Origin of the sequence: Rhodoplanes tepidamans (assembly GCF_030813915.1) — a bacterium.
Classification (GTDB): Bacteria; Pseudomonadota; Alphaproteobacteria; order Rhizobiales; family Xanthobacteraceae; genus Rhodoplanes; species Rhodoplanes tepidamans.
This window is the reverse complement of the sequence record NZ_JAUSUJ010000001.1, coordinates 464475-481780: the sequence shown is the minus strand read 5'-3', so window position 1 is coordinate 481780 and position 17306 is coordinate 464475. Positions and strand designations below refer to the sequence as shown.

Annotated in this window: 15 protein-coding genes and 1 pseudogene; 9 read left to right on the top strand and 7 right to left on the bottom strand. The window is 69.9% G+C overall.

What is annotated here, in order from left to right; all coding sequences use genetic code 11:
* Positions 1-122 precede the first annotated feature (122 nt).
* From J2S22_RS02200 to J2S22_RS30870, 3 genes and pseudogenes are all read right to left on the bottom strand, one after another.
* Positions 123-1646 carry an efflux transporter outer membrane subunit gene (locus J2S22_RS02200; RefSeq protein ID WP_272776112.1) on the bottom strand — a complete coding sequence of 508 codons (1524 nt, stop codon included), beginning with the start codon at positions 1644-1646 and terminating at the stop codon, positions 123-125.
* Positions 1647-1653: 7 nt separating this feature from the next.
* Positions 1654-2169 carry a TetR/AcrR family transcriptional regulator C-terminal domain-containing protein gene (locus J2S22_RS02195; protein ID WP_272776111.1) on the bottom strand — a complete coding sequence of 172 codons (516 nt, stop codon included), beginning with the start codon at positions 2167-2169 and terminating at the stop codon, positions 1654-1656.
* Positions 2147-2338, bottom strand: a pseudogene (locus J2S22_RS30870) (TetR family transcriptional regulator); the annotation flags it as partial. The pseudogene J2S22_RS30870 and the gene J2S22_RS02195, both read right to left, overlap by 23 nt.
* Before the next feature lie 149 nt (positions 2339-2487).
* Here J2S22_RS30870 and J2S22_RS02190 point away from each other — a divergent pair.
* The 4 genes from J2S22_RS02190 to rpmG all read left to right on the top strand — a co-directional run bounded on the left by J2S22_RS02190 (position 2488) and on the right by rpmG (position 8512).
* Positions 2488-3777 carry an efflux RND transporter periplasmic adaptor subunit gene (locus tag J2S22_RS02190; protein WP_272776110.1) on the top strand — a complete coding sequence of 430 codons (1290 nt, stop codon included), beginning with the start codon at positions 2488-2490 and terminating at the stop codon, positions 3775-3777.
* Positions 3778-3796: 19 nt separating this feature from the next.
* Positions 3797-6946: an efflux RND transporter permease subunit gene (locus tag J2S22_RS02185; protein WP_272776109.1), complete on the top strand. Its 3150-nt coding sequence runs from the start codon at positions 3797-3799 to the stop codon at positions 6944-6946.
* A gap of 50 nt (positions 6947-6996) precedes the next feature.
* On the top strand, positions 6997-7578 hold the full coding sequence (locus J2S22_RS02180; protein WP_272776108.1) for a sigma-70 family RNA polymerase sigma factor: 582 nt from the start codon (positions 6997-6999) through the stop codon (positions 7576-7578).
* 766 nt (positions 7579-8344) lie between these two features.
* Positions 8345-8512, top strand: coding sequence for a 50S ribosomal protein L33 (rpmG, locus tag J2S22_RS02175; RefSeq protein WP_111385023.1), 168 nt, complete (start codon positions 8345-8347; stop codon positions 8510-8512).
* A 660-nt stretch (positions 8513-9172) separates the two neighbouring features.
* On the opposite strand, the gene J2S22_RS02170 is transcribed toward rpmG, so the two are convergent.
* Both J2S22_RS02170 and J2S22_RS02165 read right to left on the bottom strand, forming a co-directional pair.
* Positions 9173-10549 (bottom strand): PleD family two-component system response regulator, encoded by a 1377-nt coding sequence (locus tag J2S22_RS02170; RefSeq protein ID WP_272776107.1) that lies wholly within the window; start codon positions 10547-10549, stop codon positions 9173-9175.
* 12 nt (positions 10550-10561) lie between these two features.
* Complete coding sequence (locus tag J2S22_RS02165) at positions 10562-10933, bottom strand: response regulator (protein ID WP_272776106.1); 372 nt, start codon at positions 10931-10933, stop codon at positions 10562-10564.
* A 308-nt stretch (positions 10934-11241) separates the two neighbouring features.
* Between J2S22_RS02165 and J2S22_RS02160 the strand changes: the two genes are divergently transcribed.
* Complete coding sequence (locus J2S22_RS02160) at positions 11242-12528, top strand: DNA polymerase IV (protein WP_272776105.1); 1287 nt, start codon at positions 11242-11244, stop codon at positions 12526-12528.
* Between the two features lie 89 nt (positions 12529-12617).
* Here J2S22_RS02160 and J2S22_RS02155 read toward each other — a convergent pair whose 3' ends face one another.
* Positions 12618-13496 carry a cell envelope integrity EipB family protein gene (locus tag J2S22_RS02155; RefSeq protein ID WP_272776104.1) on the bottom strand — a complete coding sequence of 293 codons (879 nt, stop codon included), beginning with the start codon at positions 13494-13496 and terminating at the stop codon, positions 12618-12620.
* Positions 13497-13721: 225 nt separating this feature from the next.
* On the opposite strand from J2S22_RS02155, the gene J2S22_RS02150 reads away from it, so the two are divergent.
* The 3 genes from J2S22_RS02150 to J2S22_RS02140 all read left to right on the top strand — a co-directional run bounded on the left by J2S22_RS02150 (position 13722) and on the right by J2S22_RS02140 (position 16268).
* Positions 13722-14186: a RidA family protein gene (locus tag J2S22_RS02150; RefSeq protein WP_272776103.1), complete on the top strand. Its 465-nt coding sequence runs from the start codon at positions 13722-13724 to the stop codon at positions 14184-14186.
* 31 nt (positions 14187-14217) lie between these two features.
* Positions 14218-14946 (top strand): glycerophosphodiester phosphodiesterase family protein, encoded by a 729-nt coding sequence (locus J2S22_RS02145; RefSeq protein ID WP_272776102.1) that lies wholly within the window; start codon positions 14218-14220, stop codon positions 14944-14946.
* Positions 14947-15026: 80 nt separating this feature from the next.
* The gene (locus J2S22_RS02140) at positions 15027-16268 is read left to right on the top strand and encodes a GNAT family N-acetyltransferase (protein ID WP_272776164.1); all 1242 of its coding nucleotides are present in this window, start codon (positions 15027-15029) and stop codon (positions 16266-16268) included.
* A 40-nt stretch (positions 16269-16308) separates the two neighbouring features.
* On the opposite strand, the gene J2S22_RS02135 is transcribed toward J2S22_RS02140, so the two are convergent.
* The gene (locus tag J2S22_RS02135) at positions 16309-16536 is read right to left on the bottom strand and encodes a PilZ domain-containing protein (protein ID WP_272776101.1); all 228 of its coding nucleotides are present in this window, start codon (positions 16534-16536) and stop codon (positions 16309-16311) included.
* A 248-nt stretch (positions 16537-16784) separates the two neighbouring features.
* On the opposite strand from J2S22_RS02135, the gene J2S22_RS02130 reads away from it, so the two are divergent.
* Positions 16785-17210, top strand: coding sequence for an HIT family protein (locus J2S22_RS02130; RefSeq protein ID WP_272776100.1), 426 nt, complete (start codon positions 16785-16787; stop codon positions 17208-17210).
* Positions 17211-17306: the final 96 nt, after the last annotated feature.

The window sequence follows — 17306 nt, the reverse complement described above, 5'->3', positions numbered from 1 at the left end:
CGTCGTGCCGACCGTGGTGAAGCGCGCCGTGACGGCCGCAAAACCGGCGAAGGCCACGGCGCGGGCTGCGAAGAGAGCTTCACGCCCGCGCCATCGAGGGGCGCGGTGACGGCCCTCGCCCCTCAGCGCGCCGGATCCATCACCCGCACGTCGATCAGGTGCGGCAGCGTGCCGGTGTCGACGACCTCCGGCTTCGACACGTCGACCGGGCGATCCCAGCCGCCGCCGAGCGCCTTGGCCAGCGCGATCCAGTCGGTCGTGATGGCGACCCGGCTCTGCAGCAGCGAGTCCTCGGCCGAATAGGCGGAGCGCTCGGCGTCGAGCACGTCGAGGAAGCTCGACGTGCCGGTCTGGTAGAGCGAGCGCGACAGCCGCGCCGCCTCGCCGTAGTTCTTGGCCGACTCGGCGAGCTTGCGCTCGCGCTTGCGCTCCTCCGACAGCGACACCAGGGCGTTCTCGACATCCTCCAGCGCGGTCAGCACGGTCGAGCGGAACGTCAGCAGATACTGGTCGCGCTGCGCCTCGGCCGCCTCGACGGCGGCGAGCAGGCTGCCGGCGTTGAAGATCGGCACCGTGGCCGACGGCCCCCAGGACCAGCCGATGGTCGAGCCCTTGCCGAGATCGCCGGCCTTCTGGGCGGAGGTCGAGATGCTGCCGGTGAGCGACACGCTCGGATACAGCGCCGCCTCGGCGACGCCGATCTTCGCCGTGTACTGGGCGAGCTGGCGCTCGGCCCTGCGCACGTCGGGCCGCCGGAACAGCACGTCGGCCGGGATGCCGGCTTTCAACGGCAGGCGCGGCGCCGGGATCGGCGCGGCGCGGTCCATCCGTGCCGAGAGCGCCGTCGGCTCGCGCCCGAGCAGGATGCCGAGCCGGTGCACGGCCTCGGCATAGGCGGCGGTGAGCTGCGGGATGTTGGCCTCGGTCGAGGCCGCCTGCGCCACCGCCTTGGCGACGTCGACGGCCGACGCCGAGCCGGCGTCGAACTTGCTCTTCGTCAGCGCCGCGGTCTCGCGCTGCGAGGCCGCGGTGCGCTTGGCGAGCGCGATGCGCGCCTGGTAGCCGCGCGCCTCGGTGTAATAGGACGCGACGTCACCGAGCAGCGTCAGCAGCGTTGAATCGAGGTCGTCGAAGCTCGCCTCCAGGGCCCGCGTGGAGGCCTCGAGGCTGCGCTTGTTGGCGCCGAAGATGTCGAGCTCGAAGCTGGCGTCGAAGCCGGCCTGATAGAGTGTGTAGGGCGAGCCCGACACCGGCGCCGTGTCGGACGGCGCCGAGTTGCCGGTGCGGTTGCGGGTCAGCGAGCCCGAGCCGTCGAGGGTCGGGAACAGCGCCGCGATCGACTGCTTGCGGTTCGCCCGCGCCTCGCGGATGCGGGCCTTGGCGTTGGCGACGTCGAGGTTGCCGGCGACCGCCTCGTCCATCAGGGAATCGAGCGTGCGGTCGCGCAGGCCCTGCCACCAGCGGACCAGATCCCGCGGCGCCGCCGGCTTCTGCTTCGGTGCGTTCGCCCAGTGCAGCGGCAGGGCGAGCTCGGGCGCCCGGTAGTCGGGGCCGACGGCGCACCCGGCGAGCATGGCGGCGGCGAGCGTGCACGACACGACGGTGGCGGCCCGACCGGGGCGCCGGCGCGGCAGTCTGGAGGTCATGGTCTGGTCATTCCCGTGAAGGCTGCGGCACGACGCCGTGAAGAAAGATACGGAAGGCGGCCGTCGCGTGGGCGCGTCGCTCGTCCGGCGCGGGAAGGCGCGGGCCGTTGTCGTCGAAGCCGATCGGCGCGAACACCATGTGCATCAGCAGTCCCGCAGCCTGCGCGGGATCGCCGATCGCGATGCGACCACGCGCCGCCTGGGCGGCGAGCCACCGCGCCAGGCTGGCCCGCGACTCCTCCGGCCCGTGACGGAACACCACCCGGGCAAGCGCCGGGCGCAACGGCATCTCCAGCATGATCAGCCGGAGCAGCGCGGAGCGGTCGCGCTCGGATTCGGCGTCGAGGTCGAGCCGGAAGATCGACGCCAGCGCCTCCTTCCAGCGGGCGGTCGTCGTCGTCTGCCGGGACCACCAGCATGAGCTGGCGATGCGCCACGATGATCGCGGCGAACACCGCGTCCTTGCTCTCGAAGAGCTGATAGACGGTCTTCTTCGACACGCCGGCGCGGTGCGCCACCGCATCCATGGTGGTGGCGTCGTAGCCGCCGGCGAGGAAGACCTCGCGCGCCGCCGCGACGATGCGGGCCCGCTGGGTGGCGTCGTCGACGACCTTCGGCCGGCCGCGTCCGCGGGCCGGGGCCTCGTCGACCGTGACTTTCCTCGGCTTCGTCAAGGTTTCGTCGACCGTCATTCTCGACCAGAGGGCTCCAGGGTGAACGCCGCAACCGGCCGCCGGTTGACGGGCCGGGTCGCGCGAATATATAAACTCACCAGTTTCCTAATTCAAGCCGCGCCGGAGATCCACTGCCGGCGGCTGGAAAAAGCAGACGGATGCACGTCATGGTCTTCACCCCCCACAAAAAATCCGCGGCACCCGCTCTCGCCGCCGCCCTCCTCGCGGCGTCCCTGCTGGCCGCCTGCGGCCAGGAGAACGGCAAGGGCGGCGCCATGGGCGCGCCCGGGCCGGGCGGCGCGATGCCGGCTCCGGAAGTCGGCGTCTTGGTGCTGCACCCCAAGTCTGTCGCCGTGACGACCGAGCTGCCGGGCCGCACGACGGCGTTCCTCACCGCCGAGGTGCGGCCGCAGGTCAACGGCATCATCAAGCAACGGCTGTTCGTCGAAGGGTCCGAGATCGCCGCCGGCGCGCTGCTCTACCAGATCGATCCGGCGACCTATCAGGCCTCCTACGACAGCGCCGTCGCCGCCCTGCAGAAGGCGGAGGCCGCGGTGCCGAGCGCCCAGGCCAAGGTCGAGCGCTACAAGGGCCTGAGCAAGGAGAAGGCGGTCAGCCAGCAGGACCTCGACGACGCCGTCGCGACGCTGGCGCAGAACAAGGCGGCCGTCGCCTCGGGGAAGGCCGATCTCGACACGGCGCGGATCAATCTCGCCTACACGGAGATCAAGGCGCCGATCGCCGGCCGCATCGGCAAGTCGTCGATCACGGTGGGGGCCCTGGTGACGGCCAACCAGACCGACGCGCTCGCCACGATCCGCCAGATCGACCCGATCTATGTCGACCTCACCCAGTCGAGCCTCAATTTCCTCAAGTTCCGCCGGGCCCTCGCCGAAGGGCGGCTCGCCAACCGCGGCGACGCCGTGCCGGTGCGACTGATCCTCGAGGACGGCCGCCCCTATCCTCACCCCGGGAAGCTCGGCTTCGCCGAGATCAAGGTCGACGAGAGCACCGGCACGTTCACGCTGCGCGCCGAATTCCCCAATCCGGAGCGGCTGCTGCTGCCCGGCATGTATGTCCGGGCCGTGCTGGAGGAGGGCATCGCGCCGGGCAGCTTCCTGGTGCCGCAGCGCGCCGTCTCCCGCAACGTCAAGGGCGAGGCGGTCGCCCTGTTCGTCGGCCAGAACGACACGGTCGAGCAGCGCGTCCTGCAGATTCGCCGCGGCATCGGCTCGAACTGGCTGGTCGATTCCGGGCTCGCCGACGGCGACCGCATCGTCATCGAGGGCTCGCAGAAGGCGCGCGCCGGCCAGCCGGTGCGGCCGGTCGCCGTGACGCTCGACGAATCGACCGGCGAGGTGAAACGCGCCGATGCGGCCCCGGCGGGCGCCCCGAACGGCGCCGGTCCGGCCGGGCGGCGAGCCGACAGCGGCGCCGCACCGAACCGGACCGAGTGAGCCCGGGCGGAGCGAAACCATGGCACAGTTCTTCATCAATCGGCCGATCTTCGCCTGGGTGATCGCCATCGGCATCATGCTGGGCGGATTGCTCGCCGTCTTCACCCTGCCTATCGCCCAGTATCCGCAGATCGCACCGACCTCGGTGCGCCTCTCCGCGACCTACACGGGCGCCGACGCGCAGACGATCGAGAACTCGGTCACCAAGGTGATCGAGCAGGGCATGACCGGCATCGACCACCTCGACTACATGACGTCCTCGTCGAGCTCGTCCGGCACCGTGTCGATCACCCTGACCTTCACCAACGCGGCCGATCCCGACATCGCCCAGATGCAGGTGCAGAACAAGCTGCAGCTCGTCACGGCGCAACTCCCGTCGGTGGTGCAGAGCACCGGCATCTCGGTGTCGAAGGCCTCCGACAGCTTCTTCATGGTGATCGCCTTCGTGTCGCGTGACGGCTCGCTGAGCGACGTCGACATCTCCGACTGGGTCAACAGCACCCTCAACGACACCATCAAGCGGCTCGACGGCGTCGGCTCGACGCAGCTTCTCGGCTCCGGCTACGCCATGCGGGTCTGGGTCGATCCCGACAAGCTCGCCCAGTTCTCGCTGATGCCGACCGACGTGTCGGCGGCGATCGAGGCCCAGAACGTCGAGATCGCCGCCGGCCAGCTCGGCGGCCGTCCGGCTCTCCAGGGACAGCAGCTCAACGCCGCCGTGCGGGCACGCTCGCGCATGCAGACGCCCGAGCAGTTCCGCAACATCATCCTCAAGAGCGCCGCCGACGGCTCGATCGTCCGCATCGGCGACGTCGCGACCGTCGAGCTCGGCGCCGACAACTATCGCTCGTCGAGCCGCTACAATGGCAAGCCGGCCGCTGCCCTCGCCATCATGCTGGCCAACGGCGCCAACGCCATCGGCACCGCGGACCGGGTGAAGAACGCGATCGCCGACTCGGCGGCGACCATGCCGGAGGGCGTCGAGGTCCACTATCCGTACGAGACGACGCCGTTCGTCCGCCTGTCGATCGAGGAAGTGGTCAAGACGCTCGCCGAGGCGATCGTGCTGGTCTTCCTGGTGATGCTGATCTTCCTCCAGAATCTCCGGGCGACCCTGATTCCGACGCTCGCCGTACCGGTGGTGCTGCTCGGAACCTTCGGGGTGCTGTCGATCGCCGGCTACTCGATCAACATGCTGACCATGTTCGCCATGGTGCTGGCGATCGGCCTCCTCGTCGACGACGCCATCGTGGTGGTCGAGAACGTCGAGCGCGTGATGGAAGAGGACGGCCTGCCGCCCAAGGAGGCCACCCAGAAGTCCATGCGGGAGATCACCGGCGCACTGGTCGGCATCGCCACGGTGCTGTCGGCCGTGTTCGTGCCGATGGCGTTCTTCGGCGGCTCGGTCGGCGTCATCTACCGGCAGTTCTCGGTGACGATCGTCTCGGCCATGATCCTGTCCGTGATCGTCGCGATGGTGCTCACGCCGGCGCTGTGCGCCACCATCCTGCGGCCGCGCCGCGAACACTCCGGCACGCGCGGTCTCGCAGGCTGGTTCAATCGCAACTTCGACCGGACGACCGAGGGTTACCGTCGCAGTGCCGGTGGCGTAGTCGGCCGCCCGCGCTGGTTCCTGGCGGGATTCGTGATCGTCGTCCTGGCTGCCGCGGCGCTGTTCACCCGGCTGCCGAGCTCGTTCCTGCCCGACGAGGACCAGGGCATCCTGATGACGATGGCGCAGCTTCCGGTCGGCGCCACCCAGGATCGCACCGATCGTGTCCTGGCCGACGTGACGCGCTACTATCTCGACCAGGAGAAGGAGGCCGTCGACGGCATCCTGACGGTGAGCGGCTTCAGCTTCGCCGGCGAGGGCCAGAATACCGGCATGGCGTTCGTCAAGCTCAAGCCGTTCGACGAGCGAAAGTCCCCGGCCCTGGCAGCACAGGCGATCGTCGGCCGCGCCATGGGCACGTTCGCACGGATAAGCGACGCCATGGTGTTCGCCCTGACGCCGCCGACCGTACCGGGGCTCGGCAACTCGTCGGGCTTCGACGTCTACCTCCAGGACGTCGGCGGGGCCGGGCACGAGACCCTGATGGAGATGCGCAACCGCGTGCTCGGCGCCGCGTCGCAGAGCCGCAAGCTGATGGCGACGCGTCCCAACGGCCAGGACGACACGCCGCAATTCACGGTCGACGTCGACCAGGAGAAGGCCAGCGCCTTCAGCCTGTCGCTCGCCAACGTGGACGACACGCTCGCAACCGCCTGGGGCGGCACCTACGTCAACGACTTCATCCATCGCGGCCGCGTCAAGTACGTGTACGTGCAGTCGGACGCCAAGCACCGGATGACGCCCGAGAACCTGGAGTCCTGGTACGTCCGCAACACCTCCGGCTCGATGGTGCCGTTCTCGGCGTTCACCTCGACCCGCTGGACCTTCGGCTCGCCCAAGCTCGAGCGATTCAACGGTGCGTCGGCGGTCGAGATCGTCGGTCAAGGCGCACCGGGTGTCAGCTCGGGTGACGCCATGAACGAGATCGCCGGGATCATCGAGTCGCTGCCAACCGGCTTCCGCCCCGGCTGGGCCGGCCTCTCCAGACAGGAGAAGCTCGCCGGCAGCCAGGCGGCGGCCCTCTACGTCATCTCGCTTCTGGTGGTGTTCCTGGCGCTCGCCGCGCTTTACGAGAGCTGGTCGACGCCGATCGCCGTGCTGCTGTCGGTGCCTGTCGGCATCTTGGGGGCGGTCGTGGCTGCGACCTTGACGGGGCAGACGAACGACGTCTACTTCAAGGTCGGGTTGCTGACCACCATCGGGTTGTCGGCGAAGAATGCGATCCTGATCGTCGAGTTCGCGCTGGCGCGTCTGAAGGCCGGCGAGGATCTTGCTTCGGCTGCCCTTGATGCAGCGCGCCAGCGGTTCCGGCCGATCCTGATGACGTCGCTCGCCTTCATCCTGGGCGTCGTGCCGCTGGCGACGGCAACGGGAGCGGGTTCCGGGAGCCAGAATGCCATCGGCATCGGCGTGCTGGGTGGGATGATCGCGGCGACGGTCCTCGGGGTGTTCTTCATCCCGCTGCTGTTCGTCACGGTACGACGCGTGACGGGCTGGTTCGCCGCGCGCAGAGCGGCCCGGCCGACGCAAACGGCCGCTTCGACGGATCCGGCGTGAGTCCCGCCGCGACCGTCGAAGCGTGAGGTTCGCCGCGGCCGGCGGCGACGATGAGGTGGAAGAACGTGGAGGTCTCGGACGACGACCTCATCCGGCGGATCGCGGCCGACGACGAAGCCGCGTTCCGGATGCTGGTGGGCCGCCATGTCGATCAGGCCTACGCTCTCGCGCTGCGCATTCTGCGCAACGCGGCCGATGCCGAAGACGTCGTTCAAGACACTTTTCTGAAAATTTGGACGAGTCGGCACCGCTTCGAACCGGGGCGCGCCAAGTTCTCCACCTTCCTGTGCCGGGTGGTGATCAACCGCTGCATCGACTTCCACCGTCGCCAGCGCACCGAGCCGCTCGACGGGATCGCCGAGCCGGCCGATCCGCGCCCGGACGTGATCACGACGCTGCAGCGCGCCGAGGTGAACGAGATGCTCGAGGAGGCGGTCGCCGCGCTGCCGGAACGGCAGCGGGTCGCGATCCTGCTGTCCTATCACGAGGGGCTCGGCAACGAGGAGATCGCCACCGTGATGGAGACTACCGTGTTCGCGATCGAATCGCTGCTCAAGCGGGCTCGCGAGCGGCTGCGTGCCGTGCTGCGCCACCAGGAGCAGGACATCCGCCTGTCGCTGCCGACCGACTGATCGCCACGGCGCGCCACCGCGCTGCCGCTGCCCGCAACACTCCGGCATCCGGCCGACACACTCCGCAATGCCCGGCCCCTCTCCCGCCGCGTCCGGCGGCGACGATGACGGCGGCTCCGAACCGAAGGTCGGGACGGCCGGTCCAGCAGACCGGATGCTCCCACCGCCCTCCCGGAGCCACGGCGTCGACGGTCCCCCGTCGATGGTCCCGCCCGACAGTCCGTCCGCCCAGGCTCGTCCCCGCCTCGGATGGCTGCCGGGCGGGGTGCCGGCGCCGACGGTCCCGTCCGCCGGATCGCGGCCGCCGGCGCGGCCGCGCTCGGATACGGGTCGGCCGTCGCGGCGCGGCCGATTCGCCGGCGTTCCGCCGCGGCCCGCGCCGGCGCTCGCGACGACGATCCCGGTGCGGCGGCCGTAGAGGGCGTCCCCGTTACAAATCGGCGTCGGATCGAAACACGCCGCAACCTCCCTGCCCCGTTCCCGCCGGGTCCGCCTGCGATGGTCGCGACGGCTCGGGGGGGGGGCGCGGCGTGCGTAGCGCTCCGCCGGTCCCGGAATCACCACGGTCCGCCGGACCGGCGGGCCCGAGCCACGAAATCGGCGTTTCCCCGACGTCGATGCCCCCGTCCGGCAGCCCCGTCCGCTTCGGCAACGCCCGTCGCCGTCGCGGATACCTGCCGGGCGGGGTGCTTTCTTGACTTTTCGGGCCCTGTCACTAGGTTGCCCGCAACTCACCGCATCGTTCGAACGATTTCGAGGGCGCCCCATGGCGAAGGCAACCACCATCAAGGTCAAGCTCGTGTCGAGCGCCGACACCGGCTATTTCTACGTGGCCAAGAAGAACTCGCGCACCCAGACCGAGAAGCTCGTCAAGAAGAAGTACGATCCGGTCGCCAAGAAGCACGTCGAGTTCCGCGAAGCCAAGATCAAGTAAGGGCGCCGCCGTTCCGGCGGGTCCACCCCGGCGGGCACGCCTGTCCCGAGCGGTGCTGTCCGGGCGTTCCTGTCCCGGGCGTTCCTGTTCTCAGCTCCCCTCGTCCGATCGTCCCTGCTGGCCGGGCTCGCCCCGGCCTTTCGGCGTCGGTAGCGGCGGCGGGGACCTTCCCGTCCGGATCGCCCCGGCATGCGTCGAAACGCGACGCCCGGCTCTCGCGAGCCGGGCGGGCCACTGGGGTGCGCGTCGAACGATGTAGGCCGAAGAACGGAGCGGCTGCGGTCCGGATGGCCCGGAGCCGTCCACACGGCCCTGGCGCCGGTGTCCGGCGAGGCCGCCACGAATAAGCCGCCACGAATAAAAGTGGCCGGCCGGGAGCGGTGTTATGAGGAGGCCACTCTCACCGCTCACCGGCCGGCCGAACCCCACGGACCCAGGAGATGCGGCGGACCTGAGCACTCCGTAGGGTTAGTCGTGCTCGCCGATTGGGAGAGGCCGCTGGCCGGCCTCAATCCCCCGTTCGAGCAATTTCAATCAAAATCTATCGCAAGTTCCGCGGAAATCAACCTCCGTCCGCCGGCCCGGCCCGGCCGAGTCGCGGCAATCTAAACGATTAAGGTTTACAGATCAGGCGCTTGGCGAAACAAATCGTGCGGATTGTCACGCTGCGGCGGCGACGACCCGGTTGCGACCGTCCCGCTTAGCCCGATACAGCGCCTCGTCGGCCCGCTTGAGGACCTTTGTCGGGCTATCATCCGGACCGGCTAGCCCGGAAATCCCGATCGAGATCGTCACCTCCACGGTGCGGCCGGTGGCATGGATCAGGAAGGGCTCGGAGGCGATCCGGCGGCGCAGCCGCTCGGCCACCTTGGCGGCGATCCCCAGATCGGTGTCCGGCATCACCACGACGAACTCCTCGCCGCCGAACCGGCAGGCGAGATCGATGCCGCGGATCGACTTGCGCAGCCGCGTCGCGAACTCGCGCAGCACGTCGTCGCCGCCGTCGTGGCCGTGGGTGTCGTTGATCGCCTTGAAGTAGTCGATGTCGAGCACCAGCACGGCGAGCGGCTTGCCGCGGGCGATCGCCTGCTCCACCAGGGTCGCCACATGGGTCTCCATGTAGCGGCGATTGTGCAGCCCGGTGAGCGCGTCGGTGATCGCCATCTCGATGGAGAGCTGGACGTTGTCGCGCAGCCGCTCGGTGAAGCGCTTCTTGCGCACCTGGGTGCGGGCGCGGGCCAGCAGTTCGTTGCGGTCGACCGGCCGGAAGACGTAGTCGTTGATGCCGATCTCGAGGCCGCGGTTGAGCCGGCTGCTCTCCTCCTCCGGATCGGCGATCGCCACGATCGGCACGTTGCGGGTGCGGTCGAGCGAGCGGAGCTGGCTGCACAGGCGCAGGCCGTCGAAGCTCTCCAGCGCCAGCGAGATGACGATCAGGTCGTAGCCGCCGTCGGCGGCCCGGAACAGCGCCTCGGCGGCGTCGCTCTCGACGTCGACCGTGTGCTCGGCCGACAGCATGCCGGAGATCCGCTCGAACGACGACCGGCGGTCGTCGATGAGCAGCACGCGGCCGCTGCGACCGGTGTCGGCTATCGCTTCCATAACCGGGTTCTCGATGCCGATCTCGCGCGACGTGTGCGCCCGCATGCGCAGCTCGTCGGTCATCAGCTTGAGGCGGGTGAGCGAGCGCACCCGCGCGACCAGCGCGATGTCGGACACCGGCTTGGTGAGGAAGTCGTCGGCACCGGCCTCGAGGCCGCGCACCCGGTCGGCGGCCTGGTCGAGCGCCGTCACCATGACGACCGGAATATGGTGGGTCTTGGGGTTGGCTTTGAGGCGGCGGCACACCTCGAAGCCGTCCATGTCCGGCATCATCACGTCGAGCAGCACGATATCGCACTGCGCCCGCTCGCAGATCGCCAGCGCCTCGGCGCCCGACAGCGCCGTGATGACGTCGAAATACTCCGCCGAGAGCCGCGCCTCGAGCAGCTTCACGTTCGCCAGGACGTCGTCGACGACGAGGATGCGGGCAGTCATCGAACGATCACCTCACGGCTGGCCGAGGAAGTGGCGGACCGTCTCGATGAACTTGCCGACCGAGATCGGTTTCGACAGATACGCTTCGCAGCCGCCCTCGCGGATGCGCTCCTCGTCGCCCTTCATGGCGAAGGCCGTCACGGCCACGACCGGAATCGCCTTGAGCTCGGGGTCGTCCTTCAGCCACCGCGTCACCTCGAGGCCCGAGACCTCCGGCAGCTGGATGTCCATCAGGATCAGGTCGGGCCGATGGCGCCGGGCGAGGTCGAGGGCCTCGACCCCGTTCCGGGTACCGACCGTGTTGTACCCGTGCGCCTCCAAAAGATCGTGGAAGAGCTTCATGTTGAGCTCGTTGTCCTCCACGATGAGGACGGTCTTCGCCATCGAAGCCCTCCGCGGTTCGCGACCGCTCCGGCGATTCCGGCGGTTCGCCGCCGCACGCGACATGATCCCTACTAGTTCACCCTACAGGCTATTCCTTTCACAATCGCAAACAAATGCGACTCCTAAAGGATTTGTTAAGTATAGTGAATACGGAGGCCTCCGGCACCCCCGGACGACTGCGGCACCGCCGAGCGCGTTACCGTCGCCGGTCCGGCCGCCGCCTTGATCGACTCATGACCAGGGCCGACACTCGCCGGAACGACACGCGCAGAAGCGCCCCCTGCCGAAACGAGACCACGAGGCGCCCGATGGCGGCCTTTTGCCGCGACTGCCTGAGCGAGGCACCGGAGGCGGCCACGCGCTGCCCCCGCTGCGGCTCGCCGCGGCTGGTCCGCCACCCGGAGCTCCACCGCTTACATATCGCCCATGTCGACTGCGATGCCTTCTACGCCGCGGTGGAGAAGCGCGACCGGCCAGAGCTGCGCGACCTGCCGGTGATCATCGGCGGCGGCAAGCGCGGCGTCGTCGCCACCGCCTGCTACGTCGCGCGCACCTGCGGTGTGCGCTCGGCGATGCCGATGTTCGAGGCGCGGCGCCTCTGCCCCGACGCCGTGGTGATCAAGCCCGACATGGCGAAATACGCCAAGGCGGGCCGCGCCGTGCGGGCCATGATGCTGGAGCTCACCCCGCTGGTCGAGCCGCTGTCCATCGACGAGGCGTTCCTCGATCTCGGCGGCACCGAACGGCTGCACGGTGCCGCACCGGCCGTGACGCTCGCCCGCTTCGCCCGCCGGGTCGAGCGCGAGATCGGCATCACCGTGTCGGTCGGCCTGTCGGAGAACAAGTTCCTGGCCAAGCTCGCCTCCGATCTGGAGAAGCCGCGCGGCTTCTCGGTGCTGACGCAGGCCGACGCCGCGCGCTTCCTGGCGCCGAAGCCGGTCACCGCCATCTTCGGAGTGGGCAAGGCGACGGCGGCGTCGCTCGGCAAGGCGGGCTTCCGCACCGTCGCCGACCTGCAGCGCGCCGACGAGACGACGCTGATGCGCGCCTTCGGGGCCGAGGGGCTGCGGCTCGCCCGCCTCGCCTGCGGCATCGACGCCCGCACCGTCACCCCCGACCGGCCGGCCAAGAGCATCTCGGCCGAGACGACCCTCGACGCCGACCTCGCCGACCGCCGCCGGCTGGAGAAGATCCTGTGGCCGCTGTGCGAAAAGGTGTCGGCCCGCCTGAAGGCGGCCGGCCTCGCCGGCAGCACCGTGACGCTCAAGCTCAAGCGCGCCGACCACCGGCTGCGCACCCGCTCGCACAGCCTGCCCGCCCCGACCGCGCTCGCCGCGACCATCTTCACGGTCGGCCGCGAGCTGCTGGCGCCGGAGATCGACGGCACCCGGTTCCGGCTGATCGGCATCGGGGTCGGCACCCTCGCCTCGGGCGACGACGCCGATCCGCCCGACCTGATCGACGTCCGGGCGACCCGCACCGCGGCGGCCGAGCACGCCGTCGACAGGCTGCGCGAAAAGTTCGGCAAGGCCGCCGTGATCCGCGGCCTGATGCTGGACGACGCCGACAAGACGCCGAAGACACCGAAATCCTGAGCGTCCAAGTCCTGAGCGTCGGTCCGGTGGCGCGAGCCTGCAGCCCACCGGATCGGCCTGGTCCGTCCGCCGCGACGATCCGCGTCAGCTCACGGGCAGGTGCGCTCGGCGGCCTTGTCGACTGCCTTGATGTCGAGCTGCGACATCTCGCCGGCGACGACGAAGTCGCCGTAGTCGAGGCGGAGCGCCCGCGAGACGCCGTTCTCGTAGAGCTGGAAGCCGATCGCATAGACCGGCGTCTGCTCGCCCTGCCCGGCGGTGGCGCGGTCGAAATAGCTGATCGTCACGGGCCAGCGGCGAAGGCCGTCGAGGGCCGACTGGCCGACCGTCGCGTCGCCTTCGGCGCGGCTTTCCGGGCCGATCGGCTGGCCGATGATGGTGAGCGTGTTGAAGGCCTTCTGGCCGTTCTCGGATCCGTCGTAGACGGGCAGCTCGAGCAGCGTCCTGCCTTCGCGCGCCGCCTCCAGCACCCGCCGCATGTGCTCGGTCGGGAACACCATTCCAGCGTCGAGATCGAACGACGTGTCCTTCGGCTTCACCAGTGCGACCGCGACCTTGCCGTCGCGCCGCTCGGCCTTGCCGTCGACCATGTCGCCCGGCCGGTCGTTGACGTAGTTCTGCGAGTTGAAGCGGAAGCTCCTGGCGTTCCCCTCTTCCCAGGTGGAGGCCCGCAGGTCGCTGACCGCCACCCGGCCCTCGCCATTGTCGAGCTCGGAGACCTGGCGGAACTGCAGGACCCAGCCGTCACACGCATTGCCGGAGAAGTCGTACAGGATGCGGCCGCGCACCGACTGCAGCGGGCGCTTGCCCTGGGAGCGGACGAGCTTGAGGTCGTAGACGGCGCGATGCGAGGCGAGGCCGGGCGCGGCGCCGGCCGACGGTGCCGGCGTGGCGGTCATGCTCGCGGCGACCAGCGCCACCACGAAGGCGAGACGCGCCCGCGGATGTCCGAGAGTGCCGAGGTCCATCGCTCGAAGGGTCTCCAGTGGGTCGCCGGGCCGTCCGGTGCGCCGTCGGCGAACATAGGGGCCGGCCAGAGTCGCCGCAACCGCGGCCCGGTCCGACCCGCGACCGCAGCACGGCCATGCCCTCGCCCGTCGCCGCCGCACGAGCCTTGGCGGCGCCCCATTGCGCTCGGATACGCGATCGGGGACAAGAACCTGCGTCACCAAAACGGGCCGGGGAGGCTTGAAATGACTGGTAGTGCCGAAAAGAAACTCGCGGAACTCGGAATTGTGCTGCCGACGCCGGCGGCGCCGATCGCCAACTATGTCGGCTTCGTCCGCTCGGGCCGGCTGCTGTTCGTCTCCGGGCAGCTCTGCCTGGTCGACGGCAAGGCCGTCGCGGTCGGCAAGCTCGGCGGCGAGGTGTCGATCGACCAGGGCCGCGAGGCGGCCCGCATCTGCGCCATCAACCTGCTGGCGCAGGTGAAGGCGGCGCTGGGCGACCTCGACAAGGTGGTGCGGGTGGTCCGGCTCGGCGGCTTCGTCGCCTCGACCCCGGGCTTCCTCGACGGCCCGAAGGTCCTCAACGGCGCCTCCGACCTGATGGTCGACGTGTTCGGCGAGAAGGGCCGGCATGCCCGCACGACGATCGGCGTCGCGGTGCTGCCCGGAGACGCCGCCGTCGAGGTCGAAGGCACCTTCGAGGTCGCCTGACCAGGGATCGCGCCATGGGCACGTTCGGGTCATGAGCGAGCTCGCCTGGCTCACGGCGCGCCCGATCGCCCACCGGGGCCTCCACGACGCCGCCACGGGCGTCGTGGAGAACACCGCGACCGCCGTGTCGGCCGCCGTGGCGGCCGGCTACGGGATCGAGGTGGACCTGCAGCGGAGCCGCGACGGCGAGGCCATGGTCCACCACGACGACGCCCTCGGCCGGCTGATCGAGGGCCGGGAGACCCTGCGCAGCCTCGACGCCGCCACCCTGAAGGCCCGCCCGTTCCTGGCGACCGCCGACCGCATGCTGACGCTCGGCGAGCTCGTCGACCTCGTCGGCGGCCGGGCGCCGCTGCTGATCGAGCTGAAGAGCCGCTTCGACGGCGACGACACCCTCGCCCGTCGCACCGCCGCGGTGCTGGCCGGTACGACCGGGCCGATCGCCCTGATGTCGTTCGATCCCGCCCTGATGATCGCCGTGAAGGCACTGGCGCCGGGGCTCGTCCGCGGTCTCGTCGGCGAGCGCCGCTTCGCCGGCCCCGGCCCGCTCGGCCGCCGGATCGGGATGGTGGTCGACACGCTGCGGGCCGATCCGGCCTTCCTGGCATGGCGCCTGCACGATCTCGGGACATGGCCGCCGCGGATCGCCAAGACCCTCGGCCGCCCCCTGCTCTCCTGGACCATCCGGTCCGAGGCGGAACGGCAGGAGGCGCTGCGCCGGGGCGCCGATCAGGTGATCTTCGAGGGGTTTCGGGCGTAGACTTGAAGGATCGTCGAGACGGAGAGCTCCCGCTGACCTCCACCCCCGCCACCCCCGACCGACCGGCGGTCCCTGCCGGGCTGCGCATCACCGTGGTGTCGGCAATCGCCGAGATCCCCGCCGAGGTGTGGGACGGCTGCGCCAACCCGACCACCACGGCAGCGTCGGGTTCGCCGGCCGCGACCTGCGGCGCCATCTCAGAACTCGCCTACAACCCCTTCGTTTCGCACGCCTTCCTGTCGGCGCTCGAAGCCTCGCGCTCGGCCTGGAGGCGAACCGGCTGGGAGCCACGGCACCTGTTCCTGGAGGATGCCGACGGCACCGCGCTCGGGGTCGTGCCGTGCTGGCTGAAATCGCATTCGCGCGGCGAGTACGTGTTCGACCATGGCTGGGCCGACGCCTACGAGCGCGCCGGCGGCCAGTACTACCCGAAGCTCCAGGTCGCGGTGCCGTTCACGCCGGCGACCGGCCGCCGCCTGCTGGTAGCGCCGGGCCCGCATGCCGACATCGCCCGCGCCGTGCTGCTCGACGGCCTGAAGACCCTGTGCGGGCGGGACGGCGCCTCCTCGGCGCACGTTACCTTCATGACCGAGGCCGAGTGGCGGCTCGCCGGGGCACACGGCTGGCTGCAGCGCACCGACCAGCAGTTCCACTGGGACAATCCCGGCTACGCGACCTTCGACGATTTCCTGGCCGCGCTGGCGGCACGCAAACGCAAGGCGATCAAGCGCGAGCGCCGCGAGGCGGTGGAGAACGGCATCGAGATCGTCCGCCTCAGCGGAACCGCCATCGACGAGGAGGCCTGGGACGCCTTCTTCGCGTTCTACATGGACACCGGGTCCCGCAAATGGGGCCGCCCCTATCTCACCCGCGACTTCTTCTCGCGGGTCGGCGCGACCATGGCCGACCGGATCCTGCTGGTGATGGCGAAGCGGGCCGGCCGGTATGTCGCCGGCGCGCTGAACTTCATCGGCGGCGACACGCTGTTCGGCCGCCACTGGGGCGCCGTCGAGCACCACCCGTTCCTGCATTTCGAGCTGTGCTACTATCAGGCGATCGAGTTCGCCATCGAGCGCCGCCTCGCTCGCGTCGAGGCGGGCGCCCAGGGCGAGCACAAGCTCGCCCGCGGCTATCTCCCCAACACCACCTGGTCGGCGCACTACATCGCCGATCCGGCGCTGCGCCGGGCCATCGCCGACTACCTGAAGCGCGAGCGCGCCTATGTCGATGCCGCCGCCCGCGAGCTCGCCGCGGCGAGCCCGTTCCGCAAGGACGGATTCGACATCCGCCCGCCGGCCGAGGAGGAGATGGAGACGGACTGACCCGAGGCGCCCGGTCCGGGGCGCGGGCGGAAGGCGCCGCTCAGAACTGGATGCCGATCTTGCGGCCCTTCTCCCACACCAGCCGGCTGCTCTTCCTGACGCTGCCGTGCAGGAAGGTGAAGCGCTTGGGGATCGGCGCGCTGCCCTGGACGTAGAGGCAGGCCCCGCTGGCGCTCACGTCGATGACCTGGCATTCGATGGCAGGGCTTTTCGGATCGACGTAGATCTTGCCGATCTTCGGCACGAGGCCGCTCGGGCGCACCCGCATGTGTCGCCGCTTTTCCGTCATGGCAGCCCCGCAAATACGATGCTCGCACTGCCCATGATCCACAACCGGCGTTAAAGCGTCGTTAAACAACGTGGCATCGCGGGCTAGTCGGTCCGGGCGCCGCAGGGGCGGCGCCGCGTGCTTGACGCCGGGCCCCCCGGTTGCCATCCATGCTCGACCGATCGGTATCGTCGCGGACGGCCGCGATCGGCGCGGCCGCGCGTCCCGGCGAAGGGAATGAGGCAGCCATGGCGAGCTACGACACTTCGAACGTGTTCGCGAAGATTCTCCGCGGGGAGCTTCCCTGTCACAAGGTGTACGAAGACGAGCGTGCCTTCGCGTTCCTCGACATCATGCCGCGCTGCCCCGGCCACACCCTGGTGATTCCCAAGGCGGCGGCCCGCAACATCTACGACATCGCGCCCGAGGACCTCGCCCACGTCCATGTCGTGGCTCAGACGATCGCCAAGGCGGCGACCGCGGTGTTCAAGGCCGACGGCGTCACGATCCAGCAGTTCAACGAGCCGGCGGGCGGCCAGGTGGTGTTCCACCTGCACGTCCACGTGCTGCCGCGCAAGGACGGCGTGCCGCTCAAGCCGGCCGCGACCTTCAAGGAGGATACGGCGGTGCTGGCCGACCACGCCGCGAAGCTCTCGGCCGCGCTGAAGGGGTGAGGCCGACCGTCATTCCGGGGCGCGGGCCGTCAGGTCCGCGCCCCGGAATCATACGCCCGGTGCCCGTGGCTCACGAGAGACAGGGCTTAGGGGTTC